The 22,054-nt window shown below is 67.8% G+C and carries 21 protein-coding genes; 5 read left to right on the plus strand and 16 right to left on the minus strand.

All coding sequences use genetic code 11. The features are described 5' to 3' along the window. Positions 1–57 precede the first annotated feature (57 nt). The 3 genes from LDL21_RS08420 (at position 58) to LDL21_RS08430 (ending at position 4,194) form a co-directional block, all read left to right on the plus strand. The gene (locus LDL21_RS08420; RefSeq protein ID WP_225279508.1) at positions 58–1,566 is read left to right on the plus strand and encodes an aldehyde dehydrogenase family protein; all 1,509 of its coding nucleotides are present in this window, start codon (positions 58–60) and stop codon (positions 1,564–1,566) included. Positions 1,567–1,595: 29 nt separating this feature from the next. Then, positions 1,596–2,741, plus strand: coding sequence for an acyl-CoA dehydrogenase family protein (locus LDL21_RS08425; RefSeq protein ID WP_181697360.1), 1,146 nt, complete (start codon positions 1,596–1,598; stop codon positions 2,739–2,741). A 79-nt stretch (positions 2,742–2,820) separates the two neighbouring features. Further along, positions 2,821–4,194: an FAD-dependent oxidoreductase gene (locus tag LDL21_RS08430; protein ID WP_225279509.1), complete on the plus strand. Its 1,374-nt coding sequence runs from the start codon at positions 2,821–2,823 to the stop codon at positions 4,192–4,194. A 5-nt stretch (positions 4,195–4,199) separates the two neighbouring features. On the opposite strand, the gene LDL21_RS08435 is transcribed toward LDL21_RS08430, so the two are convergent. From LDL21_RS08435 to LDL21_RS08490, 12 genes are read right to left on the minus strand one after another with little or no spacing between them, the layout of a single operon-like run. Further along, entirely contained in the window at positions 4,200–5,429 is a 1,230-nt protein-coding gene (locus LDL21_RS08435; RefSeq protein WP_225279510.1) for a TetR/AcrR family transcriptional regulator, read from the minus strand. A 52-nt stretch (positions 5,430–5,481) separates the two neighbouring features. Beyond that, positions 5,482–6,084, minus strand: a complete 603-nt coding sequence (locus LDL21_RS08440) for an Rv1363c family protein (RefSeq protein ID WP_225279511.1) — start codon at positions 6,082–6,084, stop codon at positions 5,482–5,484. Positions 6,085–6,096: 12 nt separating this feature from the next. Next, the gene (locus LDL21_RS08445; RefSeq protein ID WP_225279512.1) at positions 6,097–7,281 is read right to left on the minus strand and encodes an MCE family protein; all 1,185 of its coding nucleotides are present in this window, start codon (positions 7,279–7,281) and stop codon (positions 6,097–6,099) included. Then, the gene (locus LDL21_RS08450) at positions 7,278–8,393 is read right to left on the minus strand and encodes an MCE family protein (RefSeq protein WP_225279513.1); all 1,116 of its coding nucleotides are present in this window, start codon (positions 8,391–8,393) and stop codon (positions 7,278–7,280) included. The genes LDL21_RS08445 and LDL21_RS08450 overlap by 4 nt, the downstream gene beginning before the upstream one ends. Next, on the minus strand, positions 8,390–9,490 hold the full coding sequence (locus tag LDL21_RS08455; protein WP_225279514.1) for an MCE family protein: 1,101 nt from the start codon (positions 9,488–9,490) through the stop codon (positions 8,390–8,392). Before LDL21_RS08455 ends, LDL21_RS08450 begins: the two co-directional genes overlap by 4 nt. After that, entirely contained in the window at positions 9,490–10,503 is a 1,014-nt protein-coding gene (locus tag LDL21_RS08460; protein ID WP_225279515.1) for an MlaD family protein, read from the minus strand. The genes LDL21_RS08455 and LDL21_RS08460 overlap by 1 nt, the downstream gene beginning before the upstream one ends. Continuing rightward, positions 10,500–11,522: an MCE family protein gene (locus LDL21_RS08465; RefSeq protein ID WP_225279516.1), complete on the minus strand. Its 1,023-nt coding sequence runs from the start codon at positions 11,520–11,522 to the stop codon at positions 10,500–10,502. The genes LDL21_RS08460 and LDL21_RS08465 overlap by 4 nt, the downstream gene beginning before the upstream one ends. Next, a complete protein-coding gene (locus LDL21_RS08470) occupies positions 11,519–12,943 on the minus strand; it encodes an MlaD family protein (protein ID WP_181697369.1) in 1,425 nt (474 codons plus the stop codon). Before LDL21_RS08470 ends, LDL21_RS08465 begins: the two co-directional genes overlap by 4 nt. A 9-nt stretch (positions 12,944–12,952) precedes the next feature. Next, positions 12,953–13,789, minus strand: coding sequence for an ABC transporter permease (locus tag LDL21_RS08475; protein WP_255674785.1), 837 nt, complete (start codon positions 13,787–13,789; stop codon positions 12,953–12,955). A 28-nt stretch (positions 13,790–13,817) separates the two neighbouring features. Then, complete coding sequence (locus LDL21_RS08480; protein ID WP_181697371.1) at positions 13,818–14,669, minus strand: MlaE family ABC transporter permease; 852 nt, start codon at positions 14,667–14,669, stop codon at positions 13,818–13,820. Continuing rightward, positions 14,666–14,863, minus strand: coding sequence for a hypothetical protein (locus tag LDL21_RS08485; RefSeq protein WP_181697372.1), 198 nt, complete (start codon positions 14,861–14,863; stop codon positions 14,666–14,668). The genes LDL21_RS08480 and LDL21_RS08485 overlap by 4 nt, the downstream gene beginning before the upstream one ends. Next, entirely contained in the window at positions 14,863–15,087 is a 225-nt protein-coding gene (locus LDL21_RS08490; RefSeq protein ID WP_225279518.1) for a hypothetical protein, read from the minus strand. Before LDL21_RS08490 ends, LDL21_RS08485 begins: the two co-directional genes overlap by 1 nt. A 358-nt stretch (positions 15,088–15,445) precedes the next feature. Between LDL21_RS08490 and LDL21_RS08495 the strand changes: the two genes are divergently transcribed. Next, positions 15,446–16,609, plus strand: coding sequence for a thiolase family protein (locus LDL21_RS08495; protein ID WP_225279519.1), 1,164 nt, complete (start codon positions 15,446–15,448; stop codon positions 16,607–16,609). Between the two features lie 46 nt (positions 16,610–16,655). Then, positions 16,656–17,504, plus strand: a complete 849-nt coding sequence (locus LDL21_RS08500) for an oxygenase MpaB family protein (RefSeq protein ID WP_372462159.1) — start codon at positions 16,656–16,658, stop codon at positions 17,502–17,504. Between the two features lie 25 nt (positions 17,505–17,529). On the opposite strand, the gene LDL21_RS08505 is transcribed toward LDL21_RS08500, so the two are convergent. From LDL21_RS08505 to LDL21_RS08520, 4 genes are read right to left on the minus strand one after another with little or no spacing between them, the layout of a single operon-like run. Beyond that, complete coding sequence (locus tag LDL21_RS08505; protein WP_225279521.1) at positions 17,530–18,270, minus strand: oxygenase MpaB family protein; 741 nt, start codon at positions 18,268–18,270, stop codon at positions 17,530–17,532. Continuing rightward, the gene (locus LDL21_RS08510) at positions 18,267–19,061 is read right to left on the minus strand and encodes a DJ-1/PfpI family protein (RefSeq protein WP_225279522.1); all 795 of its coding nucleotides are present in this window, start codon (positions 19,059–19,061) and stop codon (positions 18,267–18,269) included. Before LDL21_RS08510 ends, LDL21_RS08505 begins: the two co-directional genes overlap by 4 nt. 5 nt (positions 19,062–19,066) lie before the next feature. After that, positions 19,067–20,362, minus strand: a complete 1,296-nt coding sequence (locus LDL21_RS08515; protein WP_225279523.1) for a PucR family transcriptional regulator — start codon at positions 20,360–20,362, stop codon at positions 19,067–19,069. Then, on the minus strand, positions 20,359–22,005 hold the full coding sequence (locus LDL21_RS08520; protein ID WP_225279524.1) for an AMP-binding protein: 1,647 nt from the start codon (positions 22,003–22,005) through the stop codon (positions 20,359–20,361). Before LDL21_RS08520 ends, LDL21_RS08515 begins: the two co-directional genes overlap by 4 nt. Positions 22,006–22,054 lie beyond the last annotated feature (49 nt).

The raw sequence follows: 22,054 nt of genomic DNA on the forward strand, positions 1-22,054 counted from the left end.
CCCAGTGGAACCGCGCACCGCCACACCGCGAACGAGTGACCTGAAGGAAGGTCGACAATGACCGAAACCCCCACCGCAACACCGATTTCTGCGACAATGATCGCCACCGCGAACCCGGCCACCGGCGAACCCGTCGGCAGCTGGCCGGTCGACGACGCCGAGCGGGTCGCCGCCGTCGTCGCCCGGGCTCGCGTGGCCGCACAGTCATGGCGCGAACTCGGGTTCACCGAGCGGAAGCGGGCGTTACAACGCTGGGCGTCCCAGCTGGTGCTGCGCGCGGACGAGTTCTGCGCGCTGATCCACGCGGAGAACGGCAAGCCGCTCGACGACGCCTACCTCGAGGTCGTCACCGCGGTCGAACACCTGAACTGGGCCGCCGAGAACGCGCAGCGGGTACTGAAACCCAAGAAGGTCTGGCCGGGGCTGATGATGGCCAACCACGAGGCGGTGATCGAGCAACGCCCACACGGTGTGGTCGGTGTGATCGGCCCCTGGAACTACCCGGTGTACACCCCGAACGGGTCCATCGCCTACGCCCTGGCCGCCGGCAACACCGTTGTGTTCAAGCCGAGCGAGCTCACCGTCGGCATCGGGCACTGGTACGTGAACGCCTTCGCCGAGGCCAATCCCGGCCTGCCCGAGGGAATCCTGAGTGTGCTGACCGGGCCGGGGGAGACCGGCCGTGCGCTGGTGGAATCCGGTGTCGACATGATCGCCTTCACCGGCTCGACCGCCACCGGCAAGCGGATCATGGCAGCCGCGGCCGAGCGACTCACCCCGGTCGTGCTGGAATGCGGTGGCAAGGACGCGGCCATCGTCGCCGAAGACGCCGACGTGGCCGCGGCCGCCGACGCGATCGTGTGGTCGGCCATGGCCAACTCCGGGCAGACCTGTGTGGGCACCGAACGCTGCTACGTGGTCGCCTCGGTGTACGAGGAGTTCCTCGCCGAACTGACCAAGCGGGTGCGCGAGCTCGTACCGGGCTCCGACGGCGACGCCGCCTACGGGCCGATGACGTTGCCGGCCCAGGTCGATGTGGTCGCCGAGCACGTCGACGCCGCCCTCGCCGACGGCGCGACCGCCCTGGTGGGTGGTGCCGATTCGATCGAGGCGCCGTTCGTCCGCCCGATCGTGCTCGTCGACGTCCCGGAGAACTCCCTCGCGGTGCGCGAGGAGACCTTCGGCCCGACCCTGACGGTGCGCAAGGTGGCGGATGTGGCCGAGGCGATCCGCCTGGCCAACGACTCCCGCTACGGACTCGCCTCGTCGGTGTTCTCCCGCAAACGCGGCATGGACATCGCGCGCGAACTGCGGGCGGGCGCCACCTCGGTGAACAGCCCCGCCGCCTACGCCGCCATTCCCGCGCTGCCCTTCGGCGGCGTGGGGGAGTCCGGCGTCGGCCGGATCCACGGTGCGGCCGGGCTGCTCGGCTTCACCCGCCCGCATTCGATCGCGCGGCAGCGCTTCGCGATCCCCGGCATGGCGCTGCAGTCGTTCGCCAGAACCGAATCGACCATCGCGATGGTCAAGAAACTCACCGTGCGCCGCTTCGGCCGCGCCAAGTAGACCCAGCAATCAGGAAGCAGAGGAACAGTATGGGCGTCGAATTCACCTCGGAACAGAAGGATTTCGCCGCGGCGGTCGCCGCGTTCGCCAAGCGTGAGGCGGGCACAAGGGCCCAGCGTGACGAGCTCACCGATCACGACACCGAACAGCACAACCCGGCGGTCTACGCGAAGATGGCCGAGCTCGGCTGGCTGGGGCTGACGGTGCCCGAGGAGTACGGCGGGTCGGCGGCCTCGATGGTCGACATGTGCATCCTGCTCGAGGAGACCCACCGGGGCATGCTGCCGATCGGCGCGATCGGGCCGACCCTCATCACCGGCGGCGCCTACGCCAAGTTCGGCACCGACGCGCAGAAGGAGAACGTGCTGCGCGGCATCGTTCGCGGTGCGTCGCAGTCGATCTCGATGTCGGAACCCGAGGCGGGCTCGGATGTGGGCAACCTGTCGACGAAGGCGGTCAAGACCGCCGACGGCTGGCTGATCAACGGCCAGAAGACCTGGTGTTCCAACGCCCACATCTCCGAGAACATCCTGCTCGTGGCCCGCACCTCCAAAGAGGGCGGAAAACACGAGGGGCTCACCATGTTCCACGTGCCCGCGGACACGCCGGGGCTGCAGATCACCCCGATCGAGCTGATGGGCAACCAGAAGGAAACCAACGACCTGTACTTCACCGACTGCGTGCTCCCCGAGGACGCGGTGGTCGGCGAGGAGGGCAACGGCTGGCGTCAGCTGATGACCGGCCTGAACTTCGAGCGGCTGATCCTGGCCGCGATGAGTCTCGGTGCCGCCGAGCGTGCGTTCGCCGACACCCTGGAGTTCGTCACCCAGCGCAAACAGTTCGGCAGGCCGGTCGGCACCTTCCAGGCGCTGCGGCACCGGCTGGCCGATCTGGCCACCGAGATCGAGTGCACCAAGCTGCTGATCTACAGCGTGGCCCGCGAAGCCGACGCGAATCCGGACAAGATGCTGGCGCGTGAGGCCTCGATGGCCAAGCTCAAGGCCACCGAGACCGCCAAGCGGGTGGCGCTCGAGGGCATGCAGATGATGGGCGGCTACGGGTACGCGCGCGAGTTCGACATGGAAAAGCATGTGCGCGGCGCCCTGGTCTCGACCATCTTCGGCGGCACCAGCGAGATCCAGCGCGACATCATCGGGCGCACGCTGGGCCTGTGAGCTGCCGGGTTCTCGCCGCCGCTGTCGTTGGGGGGTGGCGGCGAGAACCCGCGCGCGCGGCTCTCGTACCGTGGGCGGCATGGCCGAACGCATGGTTGTCATCGGTGCCGACGCGACAGGCATGTCGGCGGCCTCGCAGGCGCGCAGGCTGCGCGGCGCCGACGAACTCGAGATCGTGGTGTTCGAGAAGGGCAGGCACGCCTCGTATTCCGCGTGCGGCATTCCGTACTGGGTCAGCGGTGACGTCGCCGAGGCCGACGACCTGATCGCCCGTTCACCCGAGGAACACCGTGCCCGCGCGATCGATCTGCGCCTGCGCACCGAGGCGATCGAGCTCGATGTCCCTGGGCGGCAGGTGCGCTCGCGTGACCTCGATACCGGCGCCGAGACCTGGACCGGCTACGACAAGCTGGTGCTCGCCACCGGCGCCACCCCGATCCGCCCGCCGCTGCCCGGCATCGACGCCGACGGTGTGTTCGGCGTGCAGACCCTCGACGACGGTGAGGACCTCATCGAGGCGCTGGTTTCGGTGTCGGGACGCGACGCCGTCGTCGTCGGCGCGGGCTATATCGGTGTCGAGATGGCCGAGGCGCTCATCCGGCGCGGGTTCCGGGTCACCATGGTGACGCGGGGTCCGGAGCCCATGTCGACTCTCGATCCCGATATGGGCGCGCTGGTCCGAGAAGCCATGGACGGGATGGGAATCCGGTTGGTCACCGACACCGAGGTGACCGGTATGCGCACCGACGCCGACGGCCACGTGTGCGCGGTGACGACCGCCGACACCGAGTACCCGGCCGACGTGGTCGTCCTCGGCATCGGTGTGCGGCCGGCCACCGATCTCGCCCGGCGCGCGGGACTGCCGCTCGGCGAATCCGGTGGCCTGCTCACCGATCTCGCGCAACGCGTCCGCGGCCACGACAACATCTGGGCGGGCGGCGACTGCGTGGAGGTACTCGACCGGGTCTCGGGCACAATGCGCCACATCGCACTCGGTACCCACGCCAACAAACACGGTCAGGTCATCGGCACCGGTATCGGCGGCGGGTACGCCACTTTCCCCGGCGTCGTCGGCACCGCCGTCAGCAAGGTCTGTGATCTCGAGGTCGCCCGCACCGGGCTGCTCGAGCAGGACGCCGAGCGGGCGGGCCTGCAATTCCACGCCGTCACCATCGAATCCACCGGGCGCGCGGGCTATTTCCCCGGCGCCGAACCGATGACGGTGAAGATGCTCGCCGAACGTCGCTCCGGCAGGCTGCTGGGCGTGCAGATCGTCGGGCGTGAGGGCGCGGCCAAGCGCGTCGACATCGCCGCGGTCGCGCTCACCGCGCGGATGACGGTGGAGCAGATGACGGCCCTCGATCTCGGCTACGCGCCGCCGTTCTCGCCGGTGTGGGATCCGGTGCTCGTCGCCGCCCGCGCGGCCACCCGTGCGGTGGCGCGCGGCGACTGAACGACTCAGCGGGGGAGTGGACGACCGAGGGTGACGGTCTGGAGCAGCCGGACCACAAGATCCTGCGGGCAGATCCCGTCGTCGCCGAAGACCCGTCCGAGGTCGACCACAAGACTGAACGCGGCATGGACCAGGATCCTGGCCTCACCGATCGACAGTTCCGGCCTGGCCTCGGCGACGAGTTTCGCCCACTCGGTGATGATGAGTTGCTGCAGGTGACGCAAGGTCACCTGATCGGCCTGGTCGACATGGGTGAACTCGGCGTAGTAGACGAAGGTCAGCGCCCGTTCGTCGAAAGAGCCGGCGACATAGAGATCGATGAGCGTCCCCAGCGCCTCGGCGGGCATCTCGGCGGTATTGATCGCCGTCGGGATCGCCGCCGACACCCGGTCGGCGGCACGCCGGAACGCCGCCGCGAGCAGGTCGCTCTTGCTGCGGTAGTAGCGGTACACCGCGGAGGCCGCCGACAGATCGGCGGCTACGGCGATGTCTTCCATGCTCACATTGGGATAGCCACGCTCGTGGAACAGCTCGACCGCTTTGCGCAGCAGCAGTTCGTGTTTGAACGGTTGCGGCAGGTCGGGGCCCCGCCGCGCCGACGCCGTGCTCGGCTCGCCGCGCAGATCGGCGTCGACCAGCGCCCAGCAGGTCGACTTCAGCAGCTGGGCAAGGGTTTTCGCCGACAGGCTCGCGTGGTGGTCGCCGATGCTGCTGACCACCGCGAACACCGACACCGCGCGCACGGCACGGTCGTGCCCGTCGAGTTCGGGGCGCACGTCACGGATCAGGCCACGCAGTGCGGCGATCGCGGTGACGAACTGCCCGGTGAAGTCCGTGAAGTCGGCGGGCTCGAGATAACGCCGCTCCCACCGGGCAAGTGCCACGGTCGGCCGGTTGGTGACGGTGGCGGCGATGATCGCGTCGAAGACATGATCCAGTCGTTCTCTCGCTGACCAACCCTCGGCCTCGGGCGGCAATTCGACCGCGGCGAGCGCCAGCCCCGACAGCCGCAGCAGTTCCTCCCGGAACAACGCGTACTTGCTCGGGAAGTGGCGGTAGAGGGCGGCGGAGCTGATGTCGAGCCGACGGGCGATGTCGTCCATGCTCACGCCGTGGTAGCCGTGCGCGCCGAAGGCCGCCGCAGATTCGGCCGCGATCTGGGCACGCCGATTCTTCGGCCTGCGCCGGATCTGCCGCGTCGGGGCGGCGGGTTCGTCGATCTGCTTGCTCGTCATCTCGCCTGTCATGTTATCGCCTGTGTGAACCTGGTCAGCTCAGCTGATCGGGTCACTGGGCCGGCATCGCCGTCAGCGGGGAGTTCACCTTCTCGACCAGCCAGCGGCCACCGTCGTTGTGCAGACTCATCACCATCGACAACTGGCCGGGCTTGGCCTTGTGCTCGGTGCCGAGACTCGAGATGGTCGTGCCGATCACCACGATGGCCTCGGCGGAGTCCTCGTCGCCGGTGCGCAGCGCGCACTGGGTGTCGGTGGCCTTCGAGGTGACCTGGCCCTGGGTGAGGGCATCGCGCAGCTCGGTGCTCGTCGCTTCGAACTGCTTCTTCCAGTCGCCGGTCGCGCCGTCGAGGACGGCCTGGAAATAGCCGTCGAGGCTCTTGCTGTCGTAGTCGGCCAGGACCGGGGCGTAGCGACAGGCGGCTTCGCGGGCGCCCTGCTGGGCGGCGAGCAGGTCCTTGCTCTCCTTGTTCTCGAGGAACAGGATCACCGAACTCGCCACCGAGGCGCCGACGACGAGTGCTGCTGCCGCGCGCAGGACGAGGGACTTGCGCTCGGCGGTCCACCGCGCGGCGCCGGCCGCTTCGGGCTTCGTGGTCTCCACGGCAGGTGCGCCGGCTTCGGTTGTGCCGGTGTCTTTTTCGTCTGTGCTCATGGGGTCATCTCCTCATCGGGGTGCGGGCACCGCGGGCTGGGACAGTTCGTCGCCGGTCACACCGGGCGGCGGGCCCGCGCCGTTGTCGGGGCCCGGGGGTCGTGGCGCGTTGGCCGAGCCGCGCACCTGCAGTGCGGGGTTGTCGGTGACGCAGTAGTTGTAGAGCCGCACCCTGGTGTCGGTGGTCGGCGTGGTCGGCACGATCGGGACCGTGTCGTAGTCGCAGGTCGGGCGCGGCCACGGATCGACGAGGGTGAAGAAGGCGTTGTCGTGGGCCGGGATGCCGACCGCTTCGGCGAAGCGGCTCAGCGTGGGGAAGAGCAGCTCGATGGCGGGCTGGCGGAGTTTGGCCGCCCGGGTGATCGCGACGAAGTTCGTCACCAGGTCGGTGATCGGGTCCTGGGTGCGCGAGACGAACCCGCCGAGCGTGGCCAGCTGGCCCGGTCCCTCTTCGAGCAGGTGCCGTAATTCCGCGTCGGCGGCGGTGAACTGCTGGAACAGCGCGCTGCCCGCGTGGGTGATGGTGCCGAGGTCGGGTTGGGCGTGCGCGGTGGTCGAGGCGATGACCTGGAGATTGCGCAGGAGGTGCTCGGTCTGCGGGAGCAGATCGGTGAGCCCGGCCATCGCACGGCTGAGCCCGGAGATCATGTTGCGCAACCCGTCGGGTCCGCCGGCGAGGGCTTTGTCGAGCTCGTCGACGATTACATTGAGCCGCTCGGGATTCAGCCCGCTCACCAGGCCGGTCATATTGGCCAGCACCGACTGCACCTGCACGGGCACCGCCGTGTCGGCGCGGGCGATCACGGCGCCGTCCTCGAGATAGGGACCGGTCTCGGTTTCCGGGCGGAAATCCAGGTACTGCTCACCGGCTGCCGACAGGCGGGCGACCGCCACCCGGCCACCCTGCGGGATTCGGGTGCCCTCCTCGATCTGTGCCACGGCGGCGATGCCGTCACCGGAGACACGCACGTCCTGGACCCGGCCGACCCGGACCCCACGGAACGTGACATCACTGCCCACCGTGAGCCCGCCCGAGGTGGCCAGCTCGACGGTCACCTCGTAGGGCGAATCGGTCGGGTCGATCCGCAGGACCACCCCGCCCAGGTACAGGGCGCCGAGCACCAGGACGACGACAAGGCCGGCGTTGGCGACGGCGATGCGGCGCCGCACCAGCCACTGCCACAAGGGTGAGTTCATCGCGGACCCTCCTGCGGTGTGCTGTTGAGGCGGCCGGTGACCTTGGCGATCACCTCGGCGAGGCTGCCGATGAAGGCGGGCACATCGGTGCCGTCGGGCCAGCGGCTGCCGGTGGGATCGGTGACCGCGCCGACATCGAGGTAGGACAGGATCGCCCCGACCGAGAGGTTCGGCCCGCGCATGCTGTCCATCACCGAGGGATAGATCTGGTTGAAGCCGTCGAGGGCGCCGGTGAGGTCGTCGCCCATTCCCACGAACCCGTTCATCAGGTTCTGGATGCTCTGGAACAGGCTCACGAACTGCGGCCCGTTGGTGGCGCTGAAGTCACCGAGGGCGTCCATGGTGATCGCGACCCGGTTGATGAGATCGACGATCGCCTGATTGTTCTCGGCGAACAATCCGATCAACTGGGGGAAACTGTCGGCCGCCGCACCCAGTTCGGCTTTGCGCCTGGCCAATTCGCCCGTGAGCACCTGCAACCCGCCGAGGGTGGCGTCGAGATCGCCGGTGCGCTCGTTGAGCGCGGTGATGACCGAGGTCATCTCGCCGATCAGGTGCTGCAGCTGGGGCGCTTTGCCCGCGAAGATCGAGTTCAGTTCTGAGGTGATCTCGGCGGCCTGATTGATGCCGCCACCGTTGATGAGCATCGAGACCGACATCATGAGCTGTTCGACCGAGGCGGCCGAGGCGGTGTGCTCGGTGCCGATGGTCGCGCCCTCGCGCAGCGGCGGACCGGCGTTCGCTTCGCTCGGCAGGGTCATGGCGACGAAGACGTCGCCCAGTGGCGTCGCCTGCCGCAACTCCACGGTGGTGCCCTGCGGCAGCCGGATGTCCTCGCGGATGAGCATCTCCACATCCGCCAGGAACGAGGTGGTCGAAATACCGGTCACCACACCGATATCGGTGCCGCCGATCTTCACATGGGCCCGGTCGGGCAGGTTGAGTGCGTCGCGGAAGGTGGCGTGCACGGTGTACCCGGGACCGCCGATCCCGGGCTCGGGCATCGGCAACTGGGCGACGGTCATCGAGCAGCCGGCGCTCGACGCCGCGACGGCGGCCGCGCACAGGGCGACGGCGACGGTCCTGCGCAGTGTCTTTGCGTGCGTGGTCATTTCGTGAGTCCCAACAGCGCGGCGGTCAAGCCGAAATCCGGGCCCATATCGGAGATCTTGCCGGTGCGGCAGCCGTCCAGACGCATCTGCACGCGCTCACAGAACGTCGCGAGGATCTCGCTGTCGAGCACGATCTTGTCGAGCAGGCCGTGCAGGCGAAGGGCTCGATGTTCCCGGCTGATCGCGTTGTCGAAGTTCTGGAACATCAGCGGGCCCACGTCGATGATCTCGGTGAGATTGCGGGCGTTGGCCCGCATCTGGGCGGCGATGTCGACGAACTTGGTGAGCGCGCCCGCGAGCTGAGTCTCGTTCTGGCCGACCAGCGAGGACGTGTTGGTGATGAAGTCGTCGAGTTGCTTCAGCACCGCCTGCAAGCCGGGAGACTGCTGGGCGAACAGCGCGACCAGCTCGGTGATCCGCCCGCTGAAATCGCGCACGGTCTGGTCGTTGTCGGCGATGATCTGGGTGATCTCGCCGAGCCGGACCACGGCATTGGCGATCTGGTCCTTGTTGGCCAGGGTCACCTCGAAGGCCGCCGACAGTTCGTCGAGCGTGGTACGCAGCCGGTCACCGTTGCCGTCGAGCAGCGGGAACAGCACCCGGCTCGCCATCGGACCGGTCTGGCTGTCGCCCTTCAGCGCCTCACCGAGCTGATCGAAGTTGGCCAGGATGCGGTCCAATTCGACCGGGGTCCTTGTCTTTCCGAGCGGAAGATGGGCGCCGTCGGCGAGCTCGGGACCCGACCCGGTGTAGGCGGGTGCCAGTTCGACGTGCCGGTTGGTGATCAGCTGCGGCGAGATCAGGGCCGCCATGGCGTCGGCGGGAATGCGCACATCGCGATCGACCTTCATCACCACCTCGACATAGCTGCCGCGTGGAGTCACCGAGTCGACGACGCCGACCGGGACCCCGAGCACCGCGACCTCGTTGCCCGGGTACAGCCCGGACACGTTCTCGAAGTCGGCGCTGATGGTCTTCTGCTCACCGAGCGCCCGGTCGGCGAACCCGGACACACTGTCGGGCACCAGAGAACAGCCGGTGCTCACGGCCAGAGCCAGGCACAGCGCGGCCAGTTTGCTCGAACGTGTCGTCCTCATCAGTTGCACCCCTGTACGGCCTGCGCGAAGCACAGCCAGTTGTCCGGGAAGATCCACGGTGCCCAGATCTCGCCGTAGGGGCCGTTGCCGAGCAGATTGTTGAACTGCCGCAACGTCACCGGGGCGATCTCGTAGAGCCGGTCCAGGTTCTCCTTGTTCTTGGTCAGGCCGTCCGCCATGGTGTTGAGATTGGTGATCAGCGGTGCGAGCTCGCCGTTGTTCTCGACGCCCATCTCCTGTAGCAGCCGCGACATCTGCGCGACGTTGTCGAGCAACTGGGTGAGCAGGGTCTGGCGTTTCTGCACGGCAGCGCCGATCGCCTCGCCCCTGGTGATCAGGACGAGCACGCTGTTGCGGTTGTCCGACACCAGTTGCGAGACCTGATCCAGGCTCTTCAGCAGGGTGTCGACCTCGTCGCGCCTGCTGTTGATGACCTGGGCCAGCGCGCCGATGCTGTCGAGGGCCTGCACCGCCATGGCGGGGGAGTCGCCCAGCTGGCTGCTGAACACATCGAGCGCGGTGCGCAGCTTGTTCGGGTCGATGCGTTCGATCCGCTCGAACGACGACGAGTACTTCGGGTCCTGGATCACCTTGCTCAGGTTGTAGGGCACGGTGGTGTTCGCGAGCTCGATCCGGTTGTCCAGCAGCCCTTTTCCGTCGCCGGGGCGCAGGTCGATGTGCAGCCTGCCGAGGATGGTCGACATCTCGATCGCCGCGTGTGCGTCGGCGCCGAGGCGGATGTCACGACGGATGCGCAGCGCCACGTCGACCCGGTCGTTCACCAGTTCCACCGACTGCACCTCGCCGACCTCGATGCCCGAGATGTCGACGGTCGCACCGGGCCGCAACCCGGCGGCTTGGGCGAATTCGACATGAATCGTCTTGTCGCCCAGCTGGATCCGGGCGAGCAGATTCGAACCACCGAGCAGCACGAGCACCGAGGCGGCCGCGATCAGACCGAGGCGCAGATTCCGGTTGTGCCGCAAGAATTCCGGGACGCGGGGCCGGTTCATCGGCACACCCCCGACTGCGCGTTGCCGCCGACCTGCGAGAACAGGCCCTCGGGCAGCAGCACTCCCCACAGCGACACATCGAGGCGGCACAGGTAGGCATTGCCGTAGGTGCCGTACTGGGTGAAGCGGGCCACGCCGTTGAGGAAGTCGGGCAATTGCACCGCGCCGCGATCGAGGGCGGCACCGTTGGCCAGCAGCATCGCCACGCCCGTCGTCGCGTTGCGCTGGGCGTCCGATACACCGGGCTTGACCTGTTCGATGATCGTGACCAGCGAGTTCGTCGCACCGGCCACCCGTTCGACCGAACTCTTCAACGATTCTCCTTCGGTGTAGAGCCCGTCCATCAGGCTGCGGGTCTGGGTGATCAGGGTTTCCAGTTCGCCGCTGCGATTGGCCAGCCCCGCCATCACGGAACTGAGATTGCTCAGCACGTCACCGAGGATCTGATCGCGTTCCCCGAAGGTGGCGGCCAGCTGGGCGGCCTGGGTGATGAGCGCCGACAGCGACACCTCGTTGCCCTGCAGCGCCTGGATGAGTGTTTCCGACAGCGAATTGATCTGGTCGGGCTGTAGCACGCTGAACAGCGGCTCGAAGCCCGACAGCAGTGCGGACACGTCGAACGACGGTTCGGTCCGCTCGAGCGGAATCTCCGATCCCGGTGCGACGACGGTGCCACCGTCGGTGCCCGGTGCCAGCGCGAGATAGCGCTGACCGATGAGATTCTGATACCGCACCAGCGCTTTGGTCGTGTCGGTCAGGCGCTGGCGTTCCTCGATCCGGAAATCGACACGGGCGGTGTAGTTGTCGGCGAAATCGATCTTGTCGATCCGCCCAACGCGCACGCCGGCCATCCGGACGTCGTCGCCCACGCGCAGCCCGAGCACATCGGTGAACACCGCCGAATAGCTGCTGGTGGTGCCGGGCACGCTGCGTTGCAGCGTCGACCAGATCGTGTAGGTGAGCACGGTCGCCAGGACAGCGAAGAGGCTGAACCCGATGAGTGCTTTGGTGGATTTCACTGTCGGACACCGTCTTCTGTGTCGGGGACGAGGGGGGTGTCGCCGAGGATCGAGCTGAGCAACAGCAACTGGCTGAACGTCGGCCTCCCGCCGACCAGCGCCGATATGGCATCGATGCCGGTGAGCCGTTGTGCGGCCGGGGTGGCGGCGGGTGTGGGTTCGACCGCCGCGGCCGGCGCCGTGATCCCCGGGATGGCGGGCAAGCCCGGGATCGGGGGCAGGCCGGGGATCGCCGGAACGGTGATGCTCGGGAGCGCGGGGAGCTGCGGCACCGCGGGCACCACCGGTGCGGGCCCCGCGGCCTCGAGCCGATTCGGCAGCATGCCGGGCGGATACTCCTGCGGTGGTGCGACTTCCGGGACGGTCGGGCCGCCGCAGCGGGGACCGGTCATCTCGCCGTAGCGGGGGCAGTCCGCGGCGGTGTATTGCTGGAAGGGCGTGAACGTCACATCCATTCGCCAGGTCATCTGCCTGCGCGGACCGAAGTTGAAGACCTGCTGCAGATTACGCAGCGACACATTGAGGTTGGCCGCCGTCGTCTGCAGTGCGCCGGGATCGCGGGCGATGCCGCCGAGCAGGTCGTCCAGCCCCGCGACCAGTTCCTTGCCCGCGTTCGGGTTCGCACCGAACAGCACGTTCACCGATTCCACGGCACTGTTGCCCTGCACGAGCAGTTCGATCAGGTCGGTGCGGTGCTCGTTGAGGGTGCGGGCGGAGTTCACCGAATCGGCGAGCACACCGACCAGTTCCGGCGCCGACTGGCTCAGCGCCGTCGACGCGCGGCCGAGATTGCCGAGCAGGTCACCGATCTCGGGAATCTGGTGCACGGTCGTGAGCCACTGATCCAGGCGCTCGATCGTCGAGCCCGGCACGCGACTGGACGGCTCGAGCGCCGCCGACAAGGTGGCGAGCACCCGGCCGAGCTTCTCCGGCTGGATGGTGGTGAGCACGTCGCGCAGGGTGTTGAGCGTGGTCTGCAGCTGGATGGTCGCCTCGCTGGTGTCCTCCGCGATCACCGCACCCGCGCGCAGGCCCGAGGCGGCGGCGCCGTTGTCGACCAGCTGGATGGACGAGACACCGAAGATGTTGTCGGGCACCACACGGGCGGTGACGGTGTCCGGAATCGTCTCGGCCAAGCCGGGTTTCAGCTCGAGAGTGGCTCGCTGGCGTTCGCCTGCCGCGACCATCTCCACCGAGCCGACGACGCCGACGATCATGCCGCGGAACTTCACATCCGCGCGCTGCGGTAAGCCGTCACCGGTGCTGGTGAGGTCGGCGCCGACGGTCACCGTTTCCTCGAACTCGCCGTTGTAGCGCAGGGCGAGCAGATACAGCGCGACCGCGAACGCCGTGATCACCGCCAGGCCCGCGGCGGTGAGCTGCACGGGTTTGGGGCCGCGGCCGCTGAGATCGAGAATCATCCGATCGACCTATCCCGAGATCCGGAACCCGGGGTCGATGCCCCAGATTGCAAGCGTGAGAAAGAGATTCGTGAAGACCATGACGACGATGACCATCTTGATCGCCCGTCCGGCCGCCACTCCGACGCCTTCGGGCCCGCCGGTGGCGACGAAGCCGTAGTAGCACTGGATGAAGGCGGCGATCAGCACGAAGACCACCACTTTGAGCAGTGAGAAGAACACGTCGGGGCCGAGCAGGAATTGGTAGAAGTAGTGGTCGTAGGTGCCCGCGGTCGTGCCACCGAGGAACAACACCGACAGCTTGGTCGCCACATAGGCCACCGCGAGACCGACGGTGTAGAGCGGAATGATGGTGATGGTCGCCGCGAGCATCCGGGTGGTCACCAGGTACGGCAACGGCCGGATGGCGATGGACTCGAGCGCGTCGATCTCCTCGGAGATCCGCATCGAACCGAGCTGGGCGGTGAACCGGCAACCCGACTGGATGGCGAAGGCGAGCGTGCCGAGGATCGGCGCGATCTCCCTGGTTGTCGCGAAGCCGGAGATCGCGCCGGTGAGCGGGCCCATGGTGAGCAGGTTCAGCGCCGAGTAGGACTCCATGCCGACGGTGATGCCGCCGAACGCGCACAGCACGATCACCACGCCGACCGTGCCGCCACCGACGATCAGCGACCCGTTGCCCCAGCCGACATCGGCGACGAGGCGGGCGACTTCCTTGCGGTAGTGGCGCAGCGTGAACGGGATCGCCAGCAGCGCCTGGAAGAACACGATGGCCTGATGACCGAGCCGATGATTGGCCTGGATCGGCACCTTGGCCGTGGCCGCCAGCGCCTGCACCGGCCGCATCGCGGGTGGGATGTATTCGGCGGCCACGTCACACCACCTTCGCCGGGAAGAGGGCGTTGTAGAGCTGGGTGACGATGATGTTGGTGGCGAACAGCATCAGCGCCGAGGTGACCACCGCCGAGTTCACCGAGTTCGCGACCCCGCCGGGGCCGCCCTTGGTGTGCAGGCCGATATCGCAGGCGATGATCGCGGTGAGCGCACCGAAGATCGCCGCCTTGAACAGCGCGACCAGCAGGTCGTTGGCCACCGCGAACGAGGCGAACGAGCTGATGAACGAACCCGGTGTGCCGTGCTGGGCATACACATTGAACAGGTACGCGGTGGCGAAGCCGACGAAAACGATGAACCCGCACAGCAGCATGCTCACCACCACCGCGGCCACCAGGCGGGGTGCCACCAGCCTGCGCACCGGGTCGACACCCATCACCTTCATCGCGTCGATCTCCTCGCGGATCGTGCGCGAGCCGAGGTCGGCGCAGATGGCCGAACCGACCGCGCCCGCGATCATCAGCGAAGTCACCAGCGGTGCGCCCTGACGGATGATGCCGAGGCCGGCGACCGCGCCGATGAAGGTGGTCGCACCGACCTGGTTGACCAGCGCGCCAACCTGGATCGAGACGACCACGGCGACCGGGATGGCGACGAAGACGGTCGGCAGGGCCGAGACATTGGCCATGAAGGCGCACTGTTTCACGAACTCCTGGAACGGAAATCGTCGCCGCACCAGCGAAAGGAACAGTTGCACGATCGCGGACCTGCCGAGCAGGACCTGCCTGCCTAGGGTCTCGACCGATCGCTGGGGATGTCGTCGCCAGAGCCCGGTGGCACTGTCGATGATCCGTTCGACCTCGGACGGTTCGGTGGCCGGTTGTGACGTCATGCGGCACCGATCCTCGTGCTGAGCCAGTGGTCGAGCAGGACGACGAGTCCGGCGAGGGCGGCGAGGCCAAGCCCGAACGCGCACAGAACAGCGATCCACATACCGAATCGGAGCACCGGATTCACCTCGGTGCGTCCGCCGAGGATCTTGACGATGGTCACCACCAGATCGATGACCCAGACCAGCGCCATCATCAGGTCATCGTCACATTCGCGAAGGTGAGCACCGGCCAGCACACGATCGACCCGAGGAACGAGATCACCAGGTCCGCGCCGTGGAGATCGCGCAGGTGGTTCGTGTGGGTGAGGGTCCAGATCACCCCGACGAGACCGTAGGGGATCGCGAGAATGATCAGGGTTCCGAGAAATTCGGACACCTTCATCTCGTAGCTGAGAAATCTGTCCAGCCGTCGCAACATGGCGTGCCGCTGTTCCTTCCTGCAGGACCGTGGATCAGCGGGGGCCGGTGGGCGGCCGACGTCGCTGACGGTCGAGTGATGTTGCTTGGTGTTCGGTGGGGAGAAAGGAATCGGCTATTCGGGATCTTCCCCTGGATCATCGGATAGCGTTGGGATTACGGTGCTCGCCTACGGCTCCTGCACCGATTAAGTTACTACGCATTCATCGCGCTGTGACGAGAATTACGGGTAACATAGCGCAAGAATCGCCGATTGCCTATAGGTAGTCGACCAGGAGCTCATCTGGTTGTCGTCGGCGAGAATGGCTAGTAACTTATCGGTGATGTCGCCGCTGGGGTGGCTGTGCAGGAGGAACGCAATGTCCGCAGTGATCGTCGATGTGGTTCGCACCCCCTCGGGGCGGGGCAAACAAGGCGGTGGGCTCTCGTCGGTGCACCCGGCCACCCTGCTCGCGGGTGTGCTCGCCGAGCTCGTCGCCCGCACCGGCATCGACCCCGCCCTGGTGGACGATGTGATCGGCGGTTGCGTGACGCAGAGCGGTGAGCAGGCCAACAACATCTCCCGCACGGCGGTACTCGCCGCCGGGTTCCCCGAATCCGTGCCGGCCACCACGGTCGACCGGCAGTGTGGATCCAGCCAGCAGGCCGTGCATTTCGCGGCCCAAGGGGTGCTCGCCGGCGCCTACGACGTCGCCATCGCCTGTGGTGTCGAGTCGATGAGCCGGGCACCGATGTTCTCCAACACCCAGGGCAAGGACTCGCTGCGCGGTCCGCTTGCCGCGCGCTACCCCGACGGGCTGATCGGCCAGGGTATCGCGGCCGAAATCCTCGCCGCGCGGTGGAAACTGGACCGGGCGACGCTGGACGAATTCGCCGCTCGTTCGCATCGTCTCGCAGCCGCCACCGCAGCGGCGGGCGGGTTCGATGCCGAACTGGTGTCCGCGGGCGAGCTCACCGCGGATGAGACCATCCGGTCCGGCACCACGGTGGAAGGTCTGGCCGGCCTGCGCCCCGCGTTCACCGATCAGGAGATGGGACAACGGTTTCCGGAGATCGACTGGTCGGTGACAGCGGGCAATTCCTCGCCGCTCACCGACGGTGCCTCGGCCGCGCTCATCATGAGCGAGGCGATGGCGGCGAAGCTCGGCCTGACCCCGCGCGCCCGGTTCCACTCGTTCGCGGTCGTCGGCGACGACCCGACCCTGATGCTCACCGCCGTCGTCCCGGCGACCCGCAAGGCACTCGAGCGTGTGTCGCTGACCGTCGACGACATCGATACCTTCGAAGTGAACGAGGCGTTCGCGCCGGTGCCGCTGGTGTGGCAGCACGAACTCGGCGCCGACCCGGAACGGGTGAACCCGCGCGGTGGCGCCATCGCGCTCGGCCACCCGCTCGGCGCCTCGGGCACGCGCCTGCTCGCCACCATGGTCAACCACCTCGAGCAGACCGGCGGCCGGTACGGGCTGCAGACCATGTGCGAAGCCGGTGGCCTGGCCAACGCCACCATCATCGAACGGCTCTGACGCGCTCGCGCCTCGATTCCGTGATCAACCAGACCCTGGAGTAGTCATGCGTCGTCGGACCGCAGCGGTACCAACATCGGAACCGTCGGGCGACCGGCGGCGTTATATGGCCGGTCCGGCGGCGCTTCTCGGCGGCCCCGCGAATGTGATCATGCAGCTGAGCTGGGCGCCGGTCGGTCGCGGTGTCGTGGAAAGCACCGTGACCAGTGGACGTTTCGATCTGCGTCCACGGAAGCGGGGACGAACCACGTTGACGTACCTGGCGGTCGCGATGCTCGGCACCGAGGAAGATCGGGTCGCCTTCCGTGCGGCCGTGAACACCGCGCACCGGCAGGTGCGATCCCGGCCCGACAGCCCGGTGCGCTACAACGCCTTCGATCCGCGGCTGCAACTGTGGGTGGCGGCCTGCCTCTACCGTGGCACCCTCGATTCGGTGACCTTGCTGTTCGGTGCGCTGGACGAGGAGTCGGCGGACGAGTTGTACTCGGAATCGGCGAGATTCGGGACAACGCTGCAGGTGCCCCAGGAACTCTGGCCCGCGGATCGTTCCGCTTTCACCGACTATTGGGAGTCCATGCTCCCCGGCCTCTCCTTGGACGACGAGGTACGGGAATATCTGGTGAGCCAGGTGGTCGACATGGGCCCCTACCGGCCGTGGGAGCGACTCCTGTTCCGCCGGGTGAACAGGTTTTTCACCACCGGCTTTCTGCCGCAACACTTTCGAGATGAACTCGGGTTGCCGTGGAGTGGTCGCAAGCAGCGCGCGTTCGAGGTCACGATGCGGGCGATCGGCCGCGTGCTGTCGGTGGTCCCCGAGTCCTGGCGGCTGTACCCCTTCGAGACGTATCTACACGACATGCGCCGCCGACAGGCGCACGGTATGCCGTTGGTGTGACGGCCTGCCGCGGATCCGTGGACTGCTATCGAGCGACCGGCAGACAGCGAACCGCAGGAGGCGCCAGATGGCCCGCGCCACGCAGCGTCGTGGCGTAGGCGCGGAGGGCGAGGCGGTCCTTGCGGGTCACCGTGAGACCGAGCAGTCGCGCGGCCTGATCGTGCAGCAGCGCGGGGATCGCGGCGCTCGGCGTGAACCGCGGCAGCCAGGCGTCGGGCCGGAGTGCCTGCGGCGCAAGGGTATCGGTGGCTGCGGTTACCTGCAACATCGTCGAACAAGCCTGATCGAAGTACGTGCGGAAGTCGGCCCAGGTGGTCGGCATGGGGCGGGTCGACAGCTCGTATCGCCGGTACCACTCGCAACATTCGGCGTAGAGCCGTTCGTGCTCGTCGGCCGACATCGGGCGGATGAACGTGTCGACGGCGGTGAACAGAGTCTCCACGTAGGTGGCGTGCTGGAAGTGGAAGACCTCGGGATGCAACGCGTGGTATCGGTGCCCGAGGCTGTCACGACCTTTGACGTGTTCGTGCGCGGCGCGGATCACGAAGCGGGCGTCCGCACCGGTGTAGGCCAGCCGGATCATCTGTGAGACGGAACGTTGCTTGTGCCACCACAGCCGGTAGGACACATGATCGACGAGGCCGGCCGCGATCGCCGGATGCAGAACCTGCAGGGTGACCGCCCGGGGCAGGGCGAGTGCGAAACGCCGATCGCCCAGATAGCGAAGCAACAGCGAATCTGTCGAGGCGAGCTGCCGCGACATCATCGACCACCGTCGGCCGGTAGCTCGGATGTGCTGCGCGGGAGGTCGTGCACCGCGGGCTCGGCCTTCGCGGTGGTGCCGCGCCGGATCCTGCGTATCGCCGTGCGCCACAACAGTAACGGCATCGAGCCGGCGATCTGGGGTGCCATCCCGGAGCTCAGGCCGAGCCGCCATTGATCGCCGAGGGCCGCGCGACGGATCGATGCCGATGTTTCGGTCGGTCGTGGCATGTCGAAGGGCGGTGCGGGGTCGTACTCGATGTCCAGCTGAATGATCCGGGCCCGCTCGGTGCCGCATATTCTGCCGACCAGCCAGAGCGCCAGATCGATCCCCGCGGAAACGCCTGCGGCGGTGGCGATTCGGTCGGTGTGGACGAATCGTTCCCCGGGTTGGGGGTCGGCACCGAGTGTGGCGAGGGCTCGCTGAGCCGCCCAGTGGGTGGTGGCAGGTCGGCCGTCGAGCAGGCCCGCGGCGGCGAGGATCAGCGCGCCGGTGCAGACCGACGTCGTCCAGGTCGATGTCTCGTGGACTCGGCGAAGCCAGGCCAGCACTTGTTGGTCCGTCGCGACCACCGTGGCGGCGGGGCCGCCGGGCACGACGACGATGTCGGGATGCACCGTCTCGTCGAGCGTGTGGGTCGCGCCGAGCAGGAGGCTGCCGCTGTCGGTGACGATCGGACCGACCTCATGCCAGACGAATCGGATGTTCGTCGCCGGCATGAACCGGAGGACCTCGTACGGGCCTATCGCGTCCAGTGCGGTCATGCCCGGGTAGATCAGCACGGCGATTTGCATGTGGTTCACAACCGTTTGTCGGCGTGGAACGCGCGGGCGACCATGGCCGACTTCAGCTGCCAGAGTCCGGTGGCGCCGGTCGCATCGATCCCGGTCAGGGCCGCGATCCGGCCGAGCCGGTAGATGATGGTGTTGGTGTGCACGTGCAGCTGCCGCGCGGTGCGCTGGCGATTCATATTGTTGGCGACGAGCACCCGGACGGTCTTGGACAATGCGGGATGATCGTCGAGCGGTGCGAGCAATTCGCCGAGTTCGGCCAGGCCGGGTCCGGGCCGGGTGAGCTGGTATTCGAGCGCGAGGTCTTCGAATCGGTAGAGCGCAGGTGGATAGCGGAGTCGGCCCGCGATGTCGAGAAGTTCGTGTGCGAGCTGTGCCGCGTCGGGAATGTCGGCGGTCCCGCTGACGACCACGGCCGCGGTGATCTTGGCGCGCGCAGCGGTCGAGAGTGTTTCGACGAGGCTGTCGAATCGGACATCATCGGTGTCGTCACCGGGGATCAGGATGGTGCCGCCGTCGGACGACAGCATCGCGAGAGCGGTGTCGATGTGGCGCTCCAGTGCCTTGTGGACGCGGTGGAGTCGTCGCCGTGCCGTGTCGCCGGTCTGCCACTGCTCCGGGGATCTGCGGGGAATCGACACGGCGAGCACCCGATAACCGTCCGCGATGTGCACGCCCGACTCCCGGGCCATCGTCGTCGTCGCGCGGCCGGCCAGCAGCGCCGAGGTGACGGTGCGCATCGCGGTGTGGTGTTCGCCTGCGACCACGCGGTATTCGCGCAAGTACGCGCTGATCATCGTGGTGGACAGGAGATTCGACAGTCGTACGGATGCTCGCAGCCCCTGGGCGAGCGTGTCGTCGTCATCACCGTTGCGGGGCGAGAACACCGTGTCCACGCTCGCCCACAGCGCCTCGTGGAAGGCACGGAGGATGTCCTCGATCGACAGCCCTTCCCTGGCCCAGACGGCCGCGGCGGTCGTGAGCCAGTCGAGTTCGCCCGCGACATCCTCGTCGTCGACGATGCCCCGGCCGATGCGCGCACACATGCCGGTGGCCGCGGTGATCTCGTCCGAGATCGCATCACCGAGCAGCGCACGGCGCCTGGCGAGGTCGCGGACGAAGTAGCTGACGACCCGTCCGGTCATGACGGCGACATCGGGCTGCGCACACCGCAGTGGTCGGTCGGCCAGGTCGAGCGGCATCGCCGGATCCTCCTCGATGGCGCCACCCGCGGCGCCGTGGGTGCGGCCGAGTGCTGAAGCCGGCCTGAGCGGTGGTGCCGTCTGTGGTTCTCGGATCGTCATGGTGTGTCCACGGCTTCCAGTCGGTGTCGCAGGACTTTGCCGGTGGCATTGCGCGGCAGGGCGTCGACGAACCGCACCTCGCGGGGAACCTTGTGTCGCGCAAGGGTTGTGCGCACGTACTCCTTCACCTCGCGCTCGGTGCACGCGGCGCCCGGGGCACGCACCACATAGGCTCGCAGGCCCTGCCCGAAATCGCGGTCGGCGACGCCGACGACGGCCGCCTCGAGGATGTCGGGCCGGTCGACGAGCAGGTTCTCGACCTCGAGCGGGTAGACGTTCTCCCCGCCGGAGACGATCATGTCGTCGTCACGTCCGTCGATGAACAACCTGCCCTCGGCGTCGACATGGCCGAGATCGCCGCTCGAGCACAGCCCGTCGATCATCTCCTTGCCGGTGCCGTCGGTGTAGCCGCTGAAGCTGAGGCCGCTGGTGACGAACACGGTCCCGACCACGCCCGGCGTGGTGATCCGGCGACGTTGCTCGTCGTAGATCGCGACCCGGCAGCCCACGGGCGGGCGCCCGACCGTGCCCGGCGCCTCGCGCAGATCCTGCGGTGTCGCGACGGCGGCCACGGCGACCTCGGTGGAGGCGTAGAGGTTGTAGAGCACCTCGCCGAAATGCTGTGCGGTGCGCCGGCTCAGGTCCGGTGCCAGTGCCGATCCTGCCGAGAAGATCACCGTCAACGCGGAGGTGTCGTATTCGGCCAGCACCTCTTCGCCCAGATCGACGATGCGCTGCAGCATGGTCGGAACCAGGACGAGCGCGCTCGCGCGGTGGCGGGCGACGGCGGCAAGGGTGTTGCGCGGATCGAACCGGTCCGGCAACAGCACCACCGCGTTGCCGAGCGCCCAGCCCAGGATCAGCTGCGACAGGCCGGTGCCGTGGAACAGGGGTGCGGCGAGCACGATGGTGCTCGCCTTGGGTAGCGGTATGCGATCCAGGAACTGTGCCGACTGCAACGGCGAAACCTTGCCGCGCGGAGCACCTTTCGGTGTTCCGGTGGTGCCACTGGTGAGCACGACGATGCCACCGGTCGAGGCAGGCGCGGGCAGTGGAACGCCGGAGTGCCACGCCGCGACGGCATGGATCGTCGGCCGCCCCGGCCGATTGGTGTCGCCCGCACGCGTGAGGATGATCGGCACCTCGCGCGCGAGATCGTCGAACAGGTCGGCGAACTCGGCGTCGACGAGCAACATCTCGATCCGCTCGCGCTCCACGACCGTGCGCAGTTGCGGGCCTGCCATGCCGGTGTTGAGCAGGACGATGCGTGCGCCGAGCTTGCCCGCTGCCAGCAGCGACAGAATGAAGCCGCGGTGGTCGCGGCACAACGCGCCGACCACTGTCTCGGCCGTGACCCCTTGCGCGGCCAGGCCGTTGGCGAGGCGGTTGGAGGCGTGATCGAGCTGTTCGAAGGTGATCGGTCCGCGGTCGTCGATCAGTGCGGTGGCCGAACTCGCGACGCGGGTGGCGTGCGCCAGCGTGGTCACGGCCGGACCGAGAGCGGCGGCGTCACGGGCCGTCCGTAAGAGCTCGATCGGGTGCCGGAGTTCGATCGCGCCGCGTCGGTGCAGGACAGCGGCGGCGGCCAGGGAGTCGGCAACGGCGCGGACGACCTCGGTCGGTGCGAAGGAGACGGACGGCACGGATACCTCCGAGGGTCGGTCGTCGGCAAGGAGCTGCCGCCGGCTAGGC

The sequence above is a fragment of the Nocardia rosealba genome (assembly GCF_020216065.1).
GTDB classification, from domain to species: domain Bacteria; phylum Actinomycetota; class Actinomycetes; order Mycobacteriales; family Mycobacteriaceae; genus Nocardia; species Nocardia rosealba.